We start from the raw sequence: 17,352 nt of genomic DNA on the forward strand, positions 1-17,352 counted from the left end.
GCAGCGGCCAGACCCGCGCCGCTGCGGGCCGCATTCCGTACCCATCATGCAAACCGACTACCTCGAAAGAATCCTCAACGCGCAAGTGTACGACGTTGCGGTCGAAACGCCGCTGGACGCTGCGCCCAACCTGTCGCGGCGCATCGGCAATACCGTGCTGTTCAAGCGCGAGGACATGCAGCCGGTGTTTTCGTTCAAGCTGCGCGGCGCCTACAACAAGATCGCCCAGCTGTCGGACGAAGCCCGCGCGCGCGGCGTCATCTGTGCGTCGGCCGGCAATCACGCCCAGGGCGTGGCGCTGTCGGCGGCCAAGGTGGGCTGTCGGGCGGTCATCGTGATGCCGACCACGACGCCGCGCATCAAGGTGGACGCGGTGGCGGCGCGCGGCGGCGAGGTGGTGCTGGCCGGCGAATCCTATGACGAGGCTTATGCGCACGCACGCAAGCTGGAGGCGGAACAGGGGCTCACCTTCGTGCACCCCTTCGACGATCCGGACGTGATTGCCGGCCAGGGCACCATAGGCGTCGAAATCCTGCGCCAGCATCCGAAGCCGATCGACGCGGTGTTCTGCTGCGTCGGCGGTGGCGGTCTGATCGCCGGTGTCGCGGCCTATATCAAGCGGCTGCGCCCGAACACCCGCATCATCGGCGTCGAGGCGTCGGACGCCGACGCGATGGCGCGTTCGCTGGCCGCCGGCAAGCGCATACAGCTAGACAGCGTCGGGCTGTTCGCCGACGGCGCCGCGGTCAAGCTGGTGGGCGAGGAAACCTTCCGGCTCGCACAGCAGTACGTGGATGAAATGGTGCTGGTCGATACCGACGCCATCTGCGCCGCAATCAAGGACGTGTTCGAGGACACCCGCTCCATTCTGGAGCCGGCGGGCGCGCTGGCGGTGGCTGGCGCCAAGGCCTGGGCGGCGCGCAACAACGTGAAGGGCAAGACCCTGGTCGCGGTGGCCAGCGGCGCCAACATGAACTTCGACCGCCTGCGCTTCGTCGCGGAGCGCGCGGAGATTGGCGAATCGCGCGAGGCGGTGCTGGCGGTGACGCTGCCGGAGCGTCCGGGCGCCTACCGCGAACTGGTGTCGCTGTTCGGTCGGCGCAACATCACCGAACTGAACTACCGCTACAAGGACGCGAAGGAAGCGCATGCCTTCGTCGGCGTGCAGGTGTCCGGCCGTACCGAAGCGGCCGAACTGGTCGGCCATCTGGCGGCCAACGGCTATCCGGCGCTGGACCTGACCGACGACGAAATGGCCAAGCTGCACGTGCGCTACATGGTCGGCGGCCGCAGTCCGGACGTCGGCCATGAGCAGGTGTTCCGCTTCGAATTCCCGGAGCGCCCGGGCGCGCTGATGAAATTCCTCGATTCGATGAGCCGCGACTGGAACATCAGCCTGTTCCACTACCGCAACCACGGTGCCGACTACGGCCGGGTGCTGGTGGGCATCCAGGTGCCGCCGGGCCATGCAGATGCGCTGCAGCGCTTCCTCGACACGCTGGGTTACGACTACACCGAAGAAACCGCCAACCCGGCCTACAAGCTGTTCCTCGGATGAGGCGGGCCGCGGGCATGGTGCGGCGGCTGTCCGGCTGGCTGGCCGGCGCAACGGGAGTCATGGGCGTGCTGGTCTGCGCCGCGGCGCAGGCAGGGCCGCTGGCCTACATCACGAACCAGGGCTCGCACGAAGTGACGGTGGTCGATGTCGATGCCTCGGCCATCGTGGCCAGGCTGCCGGCCGGCAAGTCGCCGGCCGGTGTCTGGGTCAGCGAAGCGGCGGGCCGCGCCTTCATCAGCAGCCCGGACAGCGCCAGCGTCACCGCCATCGATCTCGCCACCCGCACCGTGGCTGGTGAGATGAAGGCCGGTCGCAGCCCGGTCGGCATCACCGTCACGCCGGACGGGCGCCGCGTGCTGGTGGCCGACTGGTTCTCGCACCGGGTACTGGTGTTCGACGCTGCCCGCCTCGCCGCGCTGGGCGAGATCGAGGTCGGCAATGCGCCGGCCGGTCTGGTGGCCGCACCGGACAGCCGTACCGTCTATGTCGCCAACCGGGATGACAACGCGGTCGGCGTGCTGGACCTTCAAACGATGAAGCAGACCGCGTCGATCGCGGTTGGCAGCCATCCGTTCGCGCTCGAACTGTCGGCCGACGGCCGCACGCTGTATGCGCTCAATGTGTGGAGCGACGACGTGAGCGTGGTCGATACCGCGCAGGCACGCGTGGTCGCGACGCTGCCGGTGGGCAAGGCGCCGTACGGCATCGCCTTTTCGGAAGACGGTGCGCGCGCCTATGTCACCAACCAGAAGGGCGACAGCGTGTCGGTGATCGATACCGCCGCACGCCGCGTCATCGCGACCTGGCCATCGGTCGTTTATCCCGAGGGCGTGGCGGTGGCCGGCGATAAACTGCTGGTCGTGAGCTGGATGGACGATCTGGTCGGCGTGTACGACGCGCGGACCGGGCAGTCGCTGGGCAGCATCGAACTCGGGCGCAATCCGCGCGGATTCGGTCGCTTCATCCACCGGCCGGCAGCCCGTTGATCGGGCTCGCCGTTGCCGCTATCGTTTCAAGCCTTTTCAATTTCCGGGCGGTTCGCCGCACCATTCTGACAACGAGGAGAGTCACCCCATGCGTTTTGTTTCGGCGTTCATCATGATGCTGGCCGCGTCGCTGGCCGCATCGGTCGCCCATGCTCACGGCCCCACGCGCCAGAAGGCTTTCGAAACCGTCACCATCAAGGCCAGCCCGGACGCGGTGTGGGCCAAGGTGAGCGACTTCACCCAGCTGCAGGGCTGGCATCCGGCGGTGGAAAGCAGCACGGCCACCAATGGCAGCAATGCCGGTTCGGTGCGTACGCTGAAGCTCAAGGGTGGCGGCGAGCTGGTCGAGACGCTGGAAGCCATCGACCCGGCAGCGAAGAAGTTCTCCTACCGTGCCAAGGACGGCGGTGCGCTGCCGGTGACCAACTACAGTTCCAACCTCACGGTGAAGGCCGGCGACGGCGGCACCTCGGTGGTCGAATGGCGCGGCGCCTTCTACCGCAAGTACATGAACAACGATCCCCCGAAGGGTGAGGACGACGAAGCCGCGCTGACCGCGGTGTCCGGCGTGTACAAGAGCGGTCTGGAAAACCTGAAGAAAATCATGGAGAAGTAAGCCGTCTCTCCATGACGAAAAGCCGGGCCCGGTGGCCCGGCTTTTTTTCGCCGTTGTCCGGTGTGTGCGCCTCAGGGGAAGACCGGAATGTCCGGATCGGCGCCGTGCGACATCGCCAGCGGGTGCAGGCTGCGCACCCGTTCGGTGATTTCTTCGAGGCGGGCGCGCGGCAGGTCCAGCATGACCAGCATCTGCCCCTGCTCTATCGCCTGGGCGAACGCCTTCAGATGCGAATTGGCCGCGGTCAGCCCCACCATGCCGCCCACCCAGGCGCCGGCACCGGCGCCACCCAGGCCGGACGCAAGCAGCACGCCGCCGGCGATCATCGCCGCACCCGGCGACAGTGCCAGCCCGATCAGGCCACCCAGTATGCCCACGCCGCCACCCAGCGCCAGTCCGCGCTGCGCTGCCGGCGAGAAGTCCGACTTCTGCAGCATGCTGGCTTCCGGCAGTTCATCCAGCGCCGTACCGCGCCGCGCGAGGACGTGGATGTGTCGTTCGGGGATGCGCGCGACCAGCATGTCATTGACGATGGTGCGCGCGGTGTCGATGCCGGGTACCAGGAAATAGATGCGCTTCATGACGTCCTCCTTCATGCAGGGCCTTGCAGGCGCGCACCCCGGGTACGGCAGGCGCGCGATCAGGTCGGGACTGCTTCCAGCATAGACCGCCTGCGCATGCCTGCCCGGCGCTTCAGCGGCGGGACGTGAAGACGTCTGCTTCGGTCACGATCCAGTCCATCGGCAGGTCATGCGGCTGCGGCTGCAGGTCGTCCAGCCGGCCGTCCTCGATGGCCACGCCGACCGCCACCGGCGTCGGCACGAGGGCGGCCAGCGTGCGGTCATAGTGGCCCGCGCCATAGCCCAGCCGGTAGCCCCGGCCGTCAAAGCCGTTGCAGGGGATGAGCAGCAGCGCCGGCACCACCGCTTCGCCGTCGGCCGGGTAGGGGATGCCGTAGCGGTCGGTCGCCATCACGGTGTCCGGCGCCCAGCGGCGGAAGGTCATGGGCTGGCCCTTTTCGCCCACCACCGGCAGCGCGGCCCAGCGCGCCGGGTCGGCGGCCAGCCAGCGGCGCATCAGCGGCAGCGCGTCGAATTCGCCGCGGTAGGGCCAGGTGAAGCCGACCGAAACCGGCCCGAGCTGCGCCAGCAGCGCCTCGACCCGGGTTTCCAGTGCGGCATGTAGCGGCGCAAGCGTGGCGGCATCCATGGCCTGCCGGCGGCCGACCAGTTCGAGGCGCAGCGCCTTGCGGCGCGCGCGATCGTCGGGAACATTCATCTGCGAGAGGTATCATTCGTGCACACCCGGAAACACTAGCAGATGGCCATACGAATCCCGCTTTTCCCGCTGCGCGCGCTGCTGTTGGGCGCCAGCCTGCTCCTCCCGGCTGCCGCCTCCGCCCAGGATGCCGCCTTTCTCGCCGCGCGCGACGCCTTTGCCGCCGGTAACCGCCAGCTCTTCGAACGCCATGCCGCCGGTTTGCAGTCGCATACGCTCGCCGCGTATGTCGAGTACTACCGGCTGAAGATGGATCTGGAGCGGACCTCGCCCGATACCGTCGCCATCTTCCTGGAGCGCAATGCCGACACCGTGATCGCGCAGCGGCTGCGCAGCGACTGGCTGCGCCTGCTGGCGAAGAACGAACAGTGGAGCAGCTACCGTACCGAGTACGCGAAGCTGCCGGCCAAGAACCCGACGCCCGAAAATGATCTGCGCTGCCACGCGGCGCGGGCGCTGCAGGTTCTGGGCGACCCGGCCGCCGCCACCGAAGCGCGTGCGCTGTGGGACACCTTGGACGATGCGCCGTCGGCCTGCACGCAGGTCTTCGCCGCGCTGTTCGATGCCGGTCGCCTGAGCGAGGACGATGTGTGGGCACGCGCCCGCCGCCAGATGGAAGCCAAGCGGCCGGGGCAGGCGGGCGCACTGCTGGATCTGCTGCCCGAGGCCAGCCGCCCGGGCCGGGTGCTGGATGACATCGTCGCCAGTCCGACCCGCTGGCTGGACCGCCAGCCGGCCAATTTCTCGATCACCCGTCGCGGCCGCGAACTGGCGCTGATGGCCATCGCCCGGCTTGCACGCAGCGACGTACGGGCCGCCGAGCGCGCGCTGGAAGTGATTGCCGCGCGCCTGAGCCCGCGCGAGCGCGGCTATGCCTTCGGCCAGCTCGGCTGGCAGGGCGGCATGCAGCACGACCCGCGTGCGCTGCAGTGGTGCCGTTCGGCCGACGACGATCTGTCCGGCGATGAAGTGTTCGGCTGGTGCACCCGCGCCGCGCTGCGCGCCGGCAACTGGAAGGCGGTGCGTGACTTCACCGGCCGCATGCCGGAAGCGCTGGCCGACCGGCCGGAGTGGATCTACTGGAACGGCCGCGCCCGCTCGGCGACCGGGCATGTGGACCAGGCGCGCGAACAGTACCGCCGCATCGCCGACCAGCCGCAGTTCTACGGCCTGCTGGCGCGCGAGGAACTGGGCCAGCAGGCGGCGCTGCCGCCGGCCGCGGCCGAGCCGACGCCGGAAGACATCCGGCGCGCAGAACTGATGCCGCCGATACAGCGGGCGCTCAAGCTGTTCGCGCTCGATCTGCGCACCGAGGCGCTGCGCGAATGGAACTGGGCCATCCGCGAAGCGGACGACCGCACGCTGCTCGCGGTCGCCCATCTGGCGGTGAACAAGCAGCTGTGGGACCGCGCGATCGCCACCGCGGACCGCACCGTGGCTGAGCACGATTACGCCTTGCGCTACATCGCGCCGATGCGCTCGGCGGTCGAACCGCACGTGAATGCCCGCGCCCTCGATCTGACCTGGGTGTATGGCCTGATGCGGCAGGAAAGCCGCTTCGTCATGAACGCGAAGTCCTCTGCCGGTGCTCAGGGGCTGATGCAGGTGATGCCGGCCACCGCCAAGTGGGTTGCGAAGAAGATCGGCATGAACGGCTATCACCCGTCGCAGATCGCCGATACCGACACCAATCTGCGGCTGGGTACCAGCTATATGCGGCTGGTGCTGGACAGCCTGGACGACCACCCGGTGCTGGCCAGCGCCGGCTACAACGCCGGCCCGGGCCGCGCCAAAAAATGGCGCGCGGCACGACCGCTCGAAGGCGCCATCTATGCCGAAACCATCCCCTTCACCGAAACCCGCGACTACGTGAAGAAGGTGATGACCAATGCGGTGATGTACAGCCTGGTGTTCGGCCTGAAAGAGCCTGGCCTCAAGCAACGTCTCGGCACCATACAGCCGGGCGCCGGTCCGTCGCCGGACGACCCGATCTGATCTGTCGCACCACTGAGTCCGCCCACCGGCACTGATCGGCTGGCTTTCGCTTTGGCCGGTCGGGCGGATGACCGGTTTCCATTCCTGTAGCGCCATCCCTCGACGGCAAGCCGTTTCCGGAACGCCGTCGCCTTGGTACGGAGTTTGCGTAAGAAGAAATAAAAAATTTTCTTACGATCAACATCCAGTCTGTGGCCTCGCTTTGCTGCGGGAGCCCCGGATGACAACAAGGGAGACCAGGCAGTGAAGACCGGATTGAAAGGATCGAGGCTGACAGCCGTTTTGCGGACATTTCCGCTGCTTGTGCTGTCAGCTGCGGACGCAGGTGCCGCATCGGCGGAGGACAGAAAAGCGGTGCGTCTGCCGGAAGTCGAGGTGCGTGCCGATTTGGTGCGGGTTGCACCGCACGAGATCAGCGACGATGTGCAGGCCTTGCCGGCATCGGTCACCGTGCTTGAGAAGGCGGAGCTGGATCGCAGGACCATCACCAGCTACGGTGACATCTTTCGCGGCATGACCGGAGTCAGCCTGATGCAGTACGGTCAGGGTCTGGTCGCCTACGAAATCAAGGCGCGGGGATTTTCCAGCGGGCACGGCAGGGATATCGCGGTCTATCTTGATGGCATGCCCTTGAATGTCACCGGCTCTCAGCACACCAATGGCTATATGGACATGGCCCAGCTGATTCCGGAACTGATCAGCCGGGTCGAGTTCGTGCGGGGGCCATTCAGCGTGCTGGCCGGCAACCATGCAATCGCCGGGTCGGTTCAGCTGTTCACGGATGCGCATGCCAGCTCCGGGGTGAAGATGACGGTCGACAACTTCGGTCAGGTGCGCGCCCTGCCGGTGCTGAATACGCCAGTGGGCAACGGGCGTCTGCTGCTGGCGGCAGATGTGACGCGTGGTGACGGTTATGCAGATCAGAGCCGCATCGAGCGCGAGAACGTATTTGCGCGTTACATGTTCGACCTTGGTCAGGGTCTTGCGTCGGTGCGATTCCAGGCCTACGAGGCAGAGGCCGATGCGCCGGGCTATCTTGATCTGGGGCGTATACGCAGCGGCGAGATCAGCCGTCGCGACGCGCTGTCACGAGGTATCGGCGATGCCAAATCGCAGCAGAATCTGGTGTTCAACTACCGCTCGAACGATGAGGCGGGGCAGCATGCCGGAGGAGGATGGTTTGCAACGGTCTATGTGAATCAGGACGTGCGCCGGCGATGGACCAACTACGCGCTGGGCGGACCGATAGGCGCCAGCGTGGACCTCGGTCAGGAGCGCGATCGGCTGTCGCAGTTCGGCTTTGACGTGCGCAAGACGCGCACTTTCGATACCGCGGGCATGCCGTCGCAACTGATGGCCGGTGTCCAGTTCAACGACGAACGCATCGACGCACGACGCTTCCGGACCGATGCCTGGCGGCATCGCATCAGCGGTCCCGGTGATGTGGTGTCGGTCGGTCGCGATGTCGACACCCGGACTTCGGCCTTCTATGCCCAGTATCAGCTGCAGCCGGTCAGCCGGTTGAAGCTCAGTGCGGGGCTGCGCTACGACCATCTCCGTTTCGATATCGGACTGCGCCCGGAAGACGACAGCTTTGCTGCCGCTGCGCTGGTTGGCGCAGAGTCAGTGTCGCGTTCGCGCAGCCAGTTCAGTCCGAAGTTCGGCTTGGCCTGGGCGCTCTCCGACAGCGGGGAGCACCGGGCGGAAATCTACGCCAATGCCGCTCGCGGGCTGAAAAGCCCCTATCCGTTCGCCGACTACTACGCGAACCTGGGGGTGACTGCAGCACTACCGGGGCTGGACGTGTCTGCCGTGCGCAGTTACGAGGCCGGTCTGCAGGGCGCAGCGGCCGACCGCCGCTACAGCTGGCGGCTGGCGCTCTGGAACACCCGTCAGGACAGTGAGGCCGGGGTAAACAGCGTGGGCGTGTTCGAAAGTTTCCAGAAGACGGACCGGGACGGCATGGACGTCGAGGGCCGCCTGCATTTCAGTGACGCGTTGAACGTGTTCGGCAACTTCAGCCGGGTGCGTGCCCGCAGCCTGAATCCGACCACGCCCGGCGCCGATCACATCACCAATGTGCCGGAGTACAGCCTGACGCTGGGAGTGGATGGCGTCATGCAGGCCGGAGTGAATCGCTTTGATCTTTCTCTGGCGGACACCCTCACCGGGCCGCAGTCGCTGACGTCAGACGATTCGATGCGAGCCGGTCGCTACAACCGCTACACCGGCCGGATCGCGTGGTCTCGTCCGGACTGGCGTGGTACGAGCGTATTCGCGTCTGCGGTGTATTACGACCGCCCGCTGAACGAGGTGCAGTTCGACTTCGGCGGGGGCGCCGTGGGCGTATCGCCCCGCCCGCAGTTGCAGCTCACCACCGGCATCCAGATTCCTCTCTGAACGATACGGGACAACACATGAATGCATTGATTCGATGCCTTGTGAGCGCAGCGTGTGCGCTCGGCGTACTGCCTGTCATGGCTCATGACGCCTGGGTGGAGCTGGACGGTCCCCGCTATCCGGTCCTGTACGGGCATGGCGCTGACGTGCTGGCCTACGATGCGACGAAGGTCCAGCGAGTTCGCGCCTGGCAGGGCGCCAGAGAACTTGATGTTGCGCTGGACAGGTCCGTGCAGCCGGTGGCGGCACAGGGCAGCGGCGAACCTGATCTGATGACGGTCGAGTTCGATAACGGCTTCTGGTCCAAGGTGGGCGGAGAGTGGAAGAATCTGCCTCGCACAGCGGTGCCGGAGGCCAGTGAGGCAGGGCAATCACTGAAGTTCGGCAAGACGGTATTGCGCTGGACGCCACGAGTGCGGCAACCGGTCGGCCTGCGCATGGAAATCGTGCCGCTCGCCGAGCGCGCGCCGCGGACCGGAGAACGCCTGACCTTGCGCGTACTGTTCGAAGGCAAGCCGCTGGCCGGTGCGGCGGTGGAACTCGACGGCCACGCGTCTGCATCGACCCTGCGTACCGACGAGCGGGGCGAGGTGTCCGTGCCGGTCCGTGCCGGGCGACAGCTGATCGGCGTGTCGCATGTCATCCCCTATGCTGGCCCCGAGGCAGAGCGCACCACGCTCGCCGCCAATCTGCGCTATCAGACGCCATGATGCGCGGCGTGCTGATCGCCCTGCTGCTGGCCCTGTCCCTGCCAGCCTGGGCACACGGACTGCGCCTGTCGGCCGCTGCTTCGGCGACCGGCTTTGCCGGCCGTGCCTACTATTCCGACGATACGCCTGCGGCGGGCGAGCGGGTGCGGGCGCTGACGGCGGACGGGCAGTCCGTTGCGGACACGCTGACCGGGGCGGACGGCCGCTTCACGTTGCCGATAGCCGTGGCCGGACGCTACACGCTGGTGGCGTCGGGCGAGGAGGGGCATCGCAGCGAAGCCATCCTCGATTTCGCGCCGCCGGCCGAACAGCCGTGTGCAACGGTGATGCGAACCGAACTGCAGCAGCTGCGCGAGGATTTCGCGCGCAGTGAATCGCGCATCCGCATGCATGAGGTGATCGGCGGGGTCGGCTATCTGGTTGGCTTGGCCGGGTTGATGATGATGTGGCGCGCGCGCCGCTGACGAGGAGCCGGAGAGAGCGGATGCATATTGCTGAGGGTGTGCTGAACTGGCCTGTGCTCGCAGGGGGGGCGGCGATCACTGCGGTACTGACCGGTGTCGGGCTGAAGCGGCTCGACGACGACAGGCTGCCTCTTGCCGGAATGATGGCCGCGCTGTTCTTCGTTGCGTCGCTGATCCATGTGCCGGTAGGGGTCGGCAGCGTGCACCTGGTGCTGAACGGTCTGTGCGGAATCATGCTGGGCTGGGCCGCCTATCCGGTGATTCTGGTGTCCCTGTTGCTGCAGGCGCTCCTGTTCGGCTTCGGCGGGCTGACCTCGCTGGGTGTCAATGCCGTGGTGATGGGGCTGCCGGCACTGCTGTGCGGCCTGCTGTTCGCCCCGCCGGCCGGTCTGCAGCCCAGGGCAGCACTGATGCGCGGCGGGTTGGCAGGTGCCGTCGCCATTGCCGGCGGTGTGCTGTTGATGACGCTGGCTCTGTATCTCAGCGGCGGCCGTGCCTTCATGCCGCTGATGACCGGCGTTCTGGTCGCCCACCTGCCGGTAGCCGTGATCGAAGCGCTGGTGACCGGCATCGTGCTGAGCACGCTGATCCGCATGCGTCCCGCACTGCTGGCGGCTCAGGCATGAACCTGCCGCAGCCTGACCTGATGCGGCGGTTCGATCCGCGCTGCCGCGTGGCCGCGGCAGGTCTGCTGTCGCTGTGGGTGATTGCCGGTCCGTCCCTGAGCGCGCTCGCGGTGGCCCTGCTGATGCTGCTGGGCACCGTGTCGTACTCGGGCGTGCACGCCCTCAGACGGCTGGGGGCAATGAATGTGTTCATGCTGCTGGCGGTCTGCACGCTCCCCTTCTCGGTGTCCGGGGCGCCGGCGGCGCAGTTCGGAAGCTGGAGCGCGTCGCACGAGGGGCTGGAACAGGCGGTGCGCATGCTGCTCTCCGGCAATGTGCTGCTGCTGACGATGACCGCGTTCGTGACCGCAATCGAGCCGATCACCCTGGGGCATGCGCTGCTACATCTGCGTGTGCCGAAGCGACTGATACGCGTCTTCCTGTTCGCGCTGCGCTATATCGATGTGCTTGATCAGGTGCGGCTGCGTCGGTTCCGGGCGATGAAGCTGCGCGGCTTCGTTCCCCGGGCCGATTTGCATACCGTACGCACGACCGGCTATGCCCTCTGCCTGCTGATCGCCGACGCGGTGGATCGTGCGCACCGGATTTCACTGGCCATGAAATGCCGTGGCTGGCGTGGAGAGTTTCCTGTGCTGCTGCACTTCAGTGCCGGCCGCATCGATGCGGCCGGCATTCTTTTACTGCTGCTCGTACTCGGGCTTCTGCAGGTATGGAGTGCATCCTGAATACGGTGCTTGTGCTCAGCAATCTGCGGTTCGGGCGATCTCCCGGCGAGGCCTTGATCCGGGGGCTGAATCTCGAAATGAATCCCGGTGATCGTGTCGGGCTGTCCGGTCATAACGGCTGCGGAAAATCTACGCTGCTGCAGATCGTGGCCGGACTGATCGCGCCGGGAGAAGGGTCGGTCGAACTGTTCGGCTGCGCCTGCCGCAGCGAAGACGATTTCCGTCCGCTTTACGGGCGGCTCGGACTGCTGTTCCAGGATTCCGATGACCAGCTGTTCTGCCCGACGGTGGAGGAGGACATTGCTTTTGGCCCGCTCAATCAGGGGTGCAGCCGTGGCGAAGTCAGGGCCCGCGTCGACGAAGTGATGAACACGCTGAACATTGCGTCGCTCGCCCGTCGTCCGATAGGGCATCTTTCGGGCGGACAGAAAAGGCTGGTGGCGCTGGCCGGTCTGCTTGCCATGCGGCCAGAACTGCTGCTGCTTGACGAACCAGATACCGGCCTCGACCCGGCGGCCCGTGAGCGTCTGATACATGTGCTCGGGCGATTGCCCCAGGCCATGCTCGTGGTGTCGCACGACAGGCTTTTCCTGCGTGGCATTGCAGGCAGGTGCTACGACATGGAAGACGGTTGCCTTCACCCGCGTGGCGCACCGACGCACGCCGTCTGACGCAGGCTGGTAGCATCTTGCGCCGTATCCATTGCGCGAGTGGTGTTGAGTCATGTTTCCGAAAACCGTCCTTCTGATCGGTGGCGCCGGCTTCGTCGGCAGCCAGGTGGCTGGCCTGCTGGCCGAACGCAATGTGCGCGTCATCGTGCCCACCCGTCGCCGTGACCGTGCCAAGCACCTCATCCTGCTGCCCATGGTCGATGTGGTCGAAGCCGACGTACATGACCCGGCTGAACTCGCACGGCTGACAGCCGGCGCGGACGCGGTGATCAACTGCGTCGGCATCCTGCACTCCCGCAGCGGTCAGCCCTGGGGCCGCGATTTCGACCGTGCCCACGTCGCGCTGCCCAAGGCCATCGCCGCCGCGGCGAAGGCGGCCGGCGTGCAGCGGCTGGTGCACGTCAGCGCGCTGGGCGCAGCCGATGGTGCGCCGTCCGAATACCTGCGTTCCAAGGCCGCGGGTGAAGCCGCCGTCCGCAACGGCGGCGTGCCCTGGACCGTATTCCGCCCCTCGCTCATCTTCGGCGACGGCAAGTGCTTCCTGTCGATGTTCGCCGGCCTGCTGAAGATCGCGCCGGTGTTCCCGCTGGCCGGTGCGGACACCCGCTACCAGCCGGTGTCGGTGCGCGATGTCGCGCGCTGCATCGTGCGCGCGCTGGACGATGATGCCGCCATCGGGCAGACCTTTGCGCTGTGCGGCCCCAAGGTCTACACCATGCGCGAACTGGTGAGGATGACCGGCCGCGCCATCGGCGCCGAGCGCTGCGTGATCGGCCTGCCTGGTCCGCTGGCGTCGCTGCAGGCGCTGGCGCTTGAGCTGGCGCCCGGCCCCACGCTGATGTCGCGCGACAACCTGCGCTCGATGCAGGTCGACAATGTGTGCGAATCCGGCTGCACGCTGCCCTTCGATTTCGTGCCGGCGACGCTGGAGAGCGAAATCGACGCCTGTCTGGCCGATTTCCGGCCGACCGACCGCTTCGAGCATGCGCGCTCGAAGGCGCACAGATAGATGGAGATCTACCGCGTCGGCGGCTCGGTCCGTGACGAGCTGATGGGCCTGCCGCCCGGCGATCGCGACTGGGTGGTGGTTGGCGCGACGCCGGAAGACATGGTCGCCGCCGGCTACACCCCGGTCGGCCGCGACTTCCCGGTATTCCTGCATCCGGTCACGCACGAGGAACACGCGCTTGCGCGCACCGAACGCAAGACCGCGCCCGGCTACCGCGGCTTCGTGTTCCACGCCGACCGCACGGTCACGCTGGAGCAGGATCTGCTCCGCCGCGACCTCACCATCAACGCGATTGCGCGCGCTGATGACGGCACGCTGATCGATCCGTGCAACGGCCGCGCCGACATCGCGGCACGCGTGCTGCGCCACGTGAGCGAAGCCTTCGTCGAAGACCCGGTACGCATCCTGCGCCTGGCGCGCTTCGCCGCGCGCTTCCACGACTTCACGGTGGCGCCGGACACCATGGCGCTGATGCGCGACATGGTGGACAACGGCGAAGCCGATGCGCTGGTGGCCGAGCGGGTGTGGCAGGAACTGTCGCGCGGGCTGATGGAGACCCGCCCTTCGCGCATGATCGAGGTGCTGCGCGCCTGTGGCGCGCTCAAGGTGGTGCTGCCGGAGGCGGACGCGCTGTTCGGCGTGCCGCAGCCGCCACAGCACCATCCGGAAATCGACACCGGTCTCCACCTGATGCAGTGTCTGGACTGGGCGGCGGCGCACCGTGCGTCGCTGGCCACCCGCTGGGCGCTGGTGGCGCACGATCTGGGCAAGGGCACCACGCCGAAGGAAGAATGGCCGCGCCACATCGCGCACGAGGCGCGCAGCGCCAAGCTGGCGCGTGAGGTGGCCGAGCGTCTGCGCGTACCGGTCGACATCGCCGACATCGGTCGCTTGGTGGCGCAGGAACACACGAATGTGCACCGCGCCGCCGAACTGCGCGCCGACACGATGGTGAAACTGCTGGAACGGTTGGACGTGATGCGCAAGCCGGAGCGGCTGGAAGACATCCTGCTCGCCTGCGAGGCGGACGCGCGCAGCCGGCCGGGTCGCGATGAGGCCGGCTATCCGCAGGCCGGCATCGTGCGTGCGGCGGCCGCCGCATTCAGGTCGGTCGATGCCGGCGCGGTGGCGAAGAAACTGGCCGAGTCCGGCAAGGCCTCAGGCCCGGCCATCGCTCAGGCGGTGCAGAAAGCCCGGGTGGAGGCGGTCGCGGCGCTGCGCTGAGTCGGACGCCGGCGCGCGCAGGCAGCCACCGCCGCACGAGCAGCGGTGGCTGGGCCGGGTCAGCCGCGCTTCAGCTGGGACAGGTCTCGCACCGCGCCGGTGTCGGCGCTGGTGGTCATCAGCGCGTAAGCCTGCAGCGCGGTCGACACCACGCGTTCGCGTGCGTGCGGCGTCCAGGCGGCCGCGCCGCGGTCCTCTTCCGCTTCACGGCGGTGCGCCAGTTCGGCGTCGTCCACGGCGAGATGGATGGTGCGCTTCGGGATATCGATCTCGATCACGTCGCCGTCCCTGACCAGCGCGATCAGGCCGCCCTGGGCTGCTTCCGGCGAGGCGTGGCCGATCGACAGGCCCGAGGTGCCGCCGGAGAAGCGGCCGTCGGTCAGCAGCGCGCACGCCTTGCCCAGGCCCTTGGACTTCAGATAGGTGGTCGGGTACAGCATTTCCTGCATGCCCGGGCCGCCCTTCGGGCCTTCGTAGCGGATCACCACCACGTCGCCGGCCTTCACCTGGTCGCCGAGGATGCCGGCCACCGCGTCGTCCTGGCTTTCGAACACCTTGGCGGTGCCGGAGAACTTCAGGATGGAATCATCGACGCCGGCGGTTTTCACGATGCAGCCGCGCTCGGCGATATTGCCGTACAGCACGGCCAGCCCGCCGTCCTGGCTGAAGGCATTGGCCTTGTTGCGGATGACGCCGTTCTCGCGGTCGATGTCCAGTTCCGGGTAGCGGCGGTCCTGCGAGAACGCGACCTGGGTCGGGATGCCGCCGGGCGCGGCGCGGTAGAAGGTGCGGATCGCTTCGTCCTGGGTGCGCACGATGTCGTACTTGTCGAGTGCCTCGCCCAGCGTGGCGCTGTGCACGGTCGGCAGGTCGCGGTGGATCAGGCCGGCGCGGTCCAGTTCGCCGAGGATGGCCATGATGCCGCCGGCACGGTGCACGTCTTCCATATGCACGTCGGACTTGGCCGGTGCCACCTTGGACAGGCAGGGCACGTGACGCGAAATGCGGTCGATGTCGGCCATCGTGAAATGCACGCCGGCTTCCTTGGCCGCGGCCAGCAGGTGCAGCACGGTGTTGGTCGAGCCGCCCATCGACACGTCCAGCGCCATCGCGTTCTCGAAGGCCTGGAAGCTGGCGATCGAGCGCGGCAGCACCGAGGCGTCGTCGCCTTCGTAGTACTTGCGGCACAGTTCCACCGCCAGCTGGCCGGCGCGCAGGAACAGCGCTTTGCGGTCGGCGTGGGTGGCCAGCACTGAGCCGTTGCCCGGCAGGCTCAGGCCCAGCGCTTCGGTCAGGCAGTTCATCGAATTGGCGGTGAACATGCCGGAGCAGGAGCCGCAGGTGGGGCAGGCGCTGCGCTCGTAGGCTTCGGCCTCTTCGTCCGAACAGTTGCTGTCGGCACCCTTGACCATCGCGTCGACCAGGTCGACCGCGATGATCTTCTGGCCCCCGCTGTTGGGTAGCACGACCTTGCCGGCTTCCATCGGGCCGCCCGACACGAACACGGTCGGGATGTTCAGCCGCAGTGCGGCCATCAGCATGCCCGGGGTGATCTTGTCGCAGTTCGAGATGCAGACCAGCGCGTCGGCGCAGTGGGCATTCGCCATGTATTCGACGCTGTCGGCGATCAGTTCGCGCGAGGGCAGTGAGTACAGCATGCCGCCGTGGCCCATCGCGATGCCGTCATCGACCGCGATGGTGTTGAATTCCTTGGCCACGCCGCCGGCCTTCTCGATCTCGCGCGCGACCATCTGGCCGAGATCCTTCAGGTGCACGTGGCCGGGCACGAACTGGGTGAAGCTGTTCGCGATGGCGATGATGGGCTTGCCGAAATCGCCGTCCTTCATGCCGGTGGCGCGCCACAGTGCGCGGGCGCCGGCCATGTTGCGGCCGTGGGTCGAGGTACGGGAACGGTAGGCGGGCATGGAAGCTCCTGCAGAATCGGGTAAAAGCGGAATTCTATCCGCCCCGTACCGTTCCGTCCCTGCCCATGTACCGACCGAAACTGCTGTTCGTCACCCGTAGCCGCTACTGGCGGCCGGGCAATGGCGAAGCCACCCGCACCGCGGCGCTGATCGAGGCGCTGGCCGCGGTGTGCGATCTCACCGTATTTTTCCCGGAGCGCGCGGAGGACAGCGCGCGGACCTGTGTCGAGGCGGCGCCCCACCGCTACCGGCTGGCCGCCGGCAACGTGGAGCGGCCGGAGCGGGCCGGTGTACTGGCCGCGATGCAGTCGCTGTGCCGGCAGCTGGCGCCGGACGTGGTGGTGCTGTCGCGGCTGCAGCTGGATTTCCTGCGGCGCGCTGTGCCGCCGGGCGTGCGGCTGGTAATGGATACCCACGATCTGGTCAGCGACAACGCCGCTGCGCGCCGGCGCGAAGGCGCAGAAGTGCCTGAACCGCTGGAATTCGCGCAGGAAATGACGTTCCTCGGCCAGTACGACCGGGTGCTGCTGATTCAGCCGAACGACCATGCGCGGGTGGCGGCGGTGCTGGGTGAGCGCGCGCTGTGTGTGCCGCATCCGGTGGTGCTGCCGGCGCAACCACTGCGGCCGGACAGCCGGGTGATCGGCTATGCCGCCAGCCAGTGGGTGGCCAATCGGCATGGTCTGCAGTGGTTCTTCGACCAGGTCTGGCCGGCGTTGAGCGGTGCCCGGCTCGATCTGGCCGGCCACATCGCCGCCTGCGTGGCCGATCCGCTGCCGCCCGGGGTCGCCCGGCGCGGTTTCGTGCCCGACGTCGCCGACCTGTGGTGCGGCATCGACGTGGCGATCAATCCGGTGCGCTGGGGCTCCGGCCTGAAGATCAAGACGGTGGAGGCGCTGGCGGCCGGGCTGCCGCTGGTCACCACGAAGGAGGGGGCGCGCGGGCTGGAAGATCTGGCCAGCCGCGCTTTCCTGCAGGCGGACGACGCGGCCGGGTTCGCCGCCGCCTGCCAGTCGCTGCTGGACGAGCCAGAGCGTCGTGCCGCGCTGGCCGCCGCTGCCCATGCCGCCGCCCGTGCCCGCTTCACGCCGGACGCCTGCTTCGGGCCGCTGTTCGACTGGCTGAGGGCGGCCTGAAAGCGGGGCCGGCGCCACATTTCTTCATG

Annotated in this window: 16 protein-coding genes; 13 read left to right on the plus strand and 3 right to left on the minus strand. The window is 67.5% G+C overall.

From position 1 onward, the window contains the following. Positions 1–46: 46 nt before the first annotated feature. The 3 genes from ilvA to METUNV2_RS0102030 all read left to right on the plus strand — a co-directional run bounded on the left by ilvA (position 47) and on the right by METUNV2_RS0102030 (position 3,160). Complete coding sequence (gene ilvA / locus METUNV2_RS0102020) at positions 47–1,558, plus strand: threonine ammonia-lyase, biosynthetic (RefSeq protein ID WP_026187800.1); 1,512 nt, start codon at positions 47–49, stop codon at positions 1,556–1,558. After that, the gene (locus METUNV2_RS0102025; RefSeq protein ID WP_232415586.1) at positions 1,555–2,544 is read left to right on the plus strand and encodes a YVTN family beta-propeller repeat protein; all 990 of its coding nucleotides are present in this window, start codon (positions 1,555–1,557) and stop codon (positions 2,542–2,544) included. Before ilvA ends, METUNV2_RS0102025 begins: the two co-directional genes overlap by 4 nt. Before the next feature lie 88 nt (positions 2,545–2,632). Continuing rightward, positions 2,633–3,160 (plus strand): SRPBCC family protein, encoded by a 528-nt coding sequence (locus METUNV2_RS0102030; RefSeq protein ID WP_018227850.1) that lies wholly within the window; start codon positions 2,633–2,635, stop codon positions 3,158–3,160. Positions 3,161–3,231: 71 nt separating this feature from the next. On the opposite strand, the gene METUNV2_RS0102035 is transcribed toward METUNV2_RS0102030, so the two are convergent. Beyond that, positions 3,232–3,741 carry a hypothetical protein gene (locus METUNV2_RS0102035; protein WP_018227851.1) on the minus strand — a complete coding sequence of 170 codons (510 nt, stop codon included), beginning with the start codon at positions 3,739–3,741 and terminating at the stop codon, positions 3,232–3,234. 112 nt (positions 3,742–3,853) lie between these two features. Then, positions 3,854–4,438 (minus strand): 5-formyltetrahydrofolate cyclo-ligase, encoded by a 585-nt coding sequence (locus METUNV2_RS0102040; protein ID WP_018227852.1) that lies wholly within the window; start codon positions 4,436–4,438, stop codon positions 3,854–3,856. Positions 4,439–4,480: 42 nt separating this feature from the next. On the opposite strand from METUNV2_RS0102040, the gene METUNV2_RS0102045 reads away from it, so the two are divergent. The 9 genes from METUNV2_RS0102045 (at position 4,481) to METUNV2_RS0102085 (ending at position 14,262) form a co-directional block, all read left to right on the plus strand. Then, positions 4,481–6,433, plus strand: coding sequence for a lytic transglycosylase domain-containing protein (locus METUNV2_RS0102045; protein WP_018227853.1), 1,953 nt, complete (start codon positions 4,481–4,483; stop codon positions 6,431–6,433). 243 nt (positions 6,434–6,676) lie between these two features. After that, positions 6,677–8,833 carry a TonB-dependent receptor gene (locus METUNV2_RS0102050; RefSeq protein ID WP_157281252.1) on the plus strand — a complete coding sequence of 719 codons (2,157 nt, stop codon included), beginning with the start codon at positions 6,677–6,679 and terminating at the stop codon, positions 8,831–8,833. Positions 8,834–8,850: 17 nt separating this feature from the next. Then, positions 8,851–9,543, plus strand: a complete 693-nt coding sequence (locus METUNV2_RS0102055; protein WP_036271160.1) for a DUF4198 domain-containing protein — start codon at positions 8,851–8,853, stop codon at positions 9,541–9,543. 8 nt (positions 9,544–9,551) lie between these two features. Next, a complete protein-coding gene (locus tag METUNV2_RS0102060; RefSeq protein ID WP_157281255.1) occupies positions 9,552–10,007 on the plus strand; it encodes a carboxypeptidase-like regulatory domain-containing protein in 456 nt (151 codons plus the stop codon). Between the two features lie 20 nt (positions 10,008–10,027). Then, entirely contained in the window at positions 10,028–10,633 is a 606-nt protein-coding gene (gene cbiM, locus METUNV2_RS0102065) for a cobalt transporter CbiM (RefSeq protein WP_018227857.1), read from the plus strand. Next, positions 10,630–11,358: an energy-coupling factor transporter transmembrane component T family protein gene (locus tag METUNV2_RS18795; RefSeq protein WP_018227858.1), complete on the plus strand. Its 729-nt coding sequence runs from the start codon at positions 10,630–10,632 to the stop codon at positions 11,356–11,358. Before cbiM ends, METUNV2_RS18795 begins: the two co-directional genes overlap by 4 nt. Next, entirely contained in the window at positions 11,343–12,029 is a 687-nt protein-coding gene (locus METUNV2_RS0102075) for an energy-coupling factor ABC transporter ATP-binding protein (protein ID WP_081618496.1), read from the plus strand. Before METUNV2_RS18795 ends, METUNV2_RS0102075 begins: the two co-directional genes overlap by 16 nt. A 52-nt stretch (positions 12,030–12,081) precedes the next feature. Beyond that, entirely contained in the window at positions 12,082–13,038 is a 957-nt protein-coding gene (locus tag METUNV2_RS0102080; RefSeq protein WP_018227860.1) for a complex I NDUFA9 subunit family protein, read from the plus strand. After that, complete coding sequence (locus METUNV2_RS0102085; RefSeq protein ID WP_018227861.1) at positions 13,039–14,262, plus strand: multifunctional CCA addition/repair protein; 1,224 nt, start codon at positions 13,039–13,041, stop codon at positions 14,260–14,262. Between the two features lie 59 nt (positions 14,263–14,321). Here the strand turns inward: METUNV2_RS0102085 and ilvD are convergent, their stop codons facing one another. After that, the gene (gene ilvD / locus METUNV2_RS0102090; RefSeq protein ID WP_018227862.1) at positions 14,322–16,187 is read right to left on the minus strand and encodes a dihydroxy-acid dehydratase; all 1,866 of its coding nucleotides are present in this window, start codon (positions 16,185–16,187) and stop codon (positions 14,322–14,324) included. A 65-nt stretch (positions 16,188–16,252) separates the two neighbouring features. Between ilvD and METUNV2_RS0102095 the strand changes: the two genes are divergently transcribed. Further along, on the plus strand, positions 16,253–17,323 hold the full coding sequence (locus METUNV2_RS0102095; protein WP_018227863.1) for a glycosyltransferase: 1,071 nt from the start codon (positions 16,253–16,255) through the stop codon (positions 17,321–17,323). The last annotated feature ends 29 nt before the right edge of the window (positions 17,324–17,352 follow it).

It is taken from the genome of Methyloversatilis universalis EHg5 (assembly GCF_000378945.1).
Taxonomy (GTDB): domain Bacteria; phylum Pseudomonadota; class Gammaproteobacteria; order Burkholderiales; family Rhodocyclaceae; genus Methyloversatilis; species Methyloversatilis universalis_A.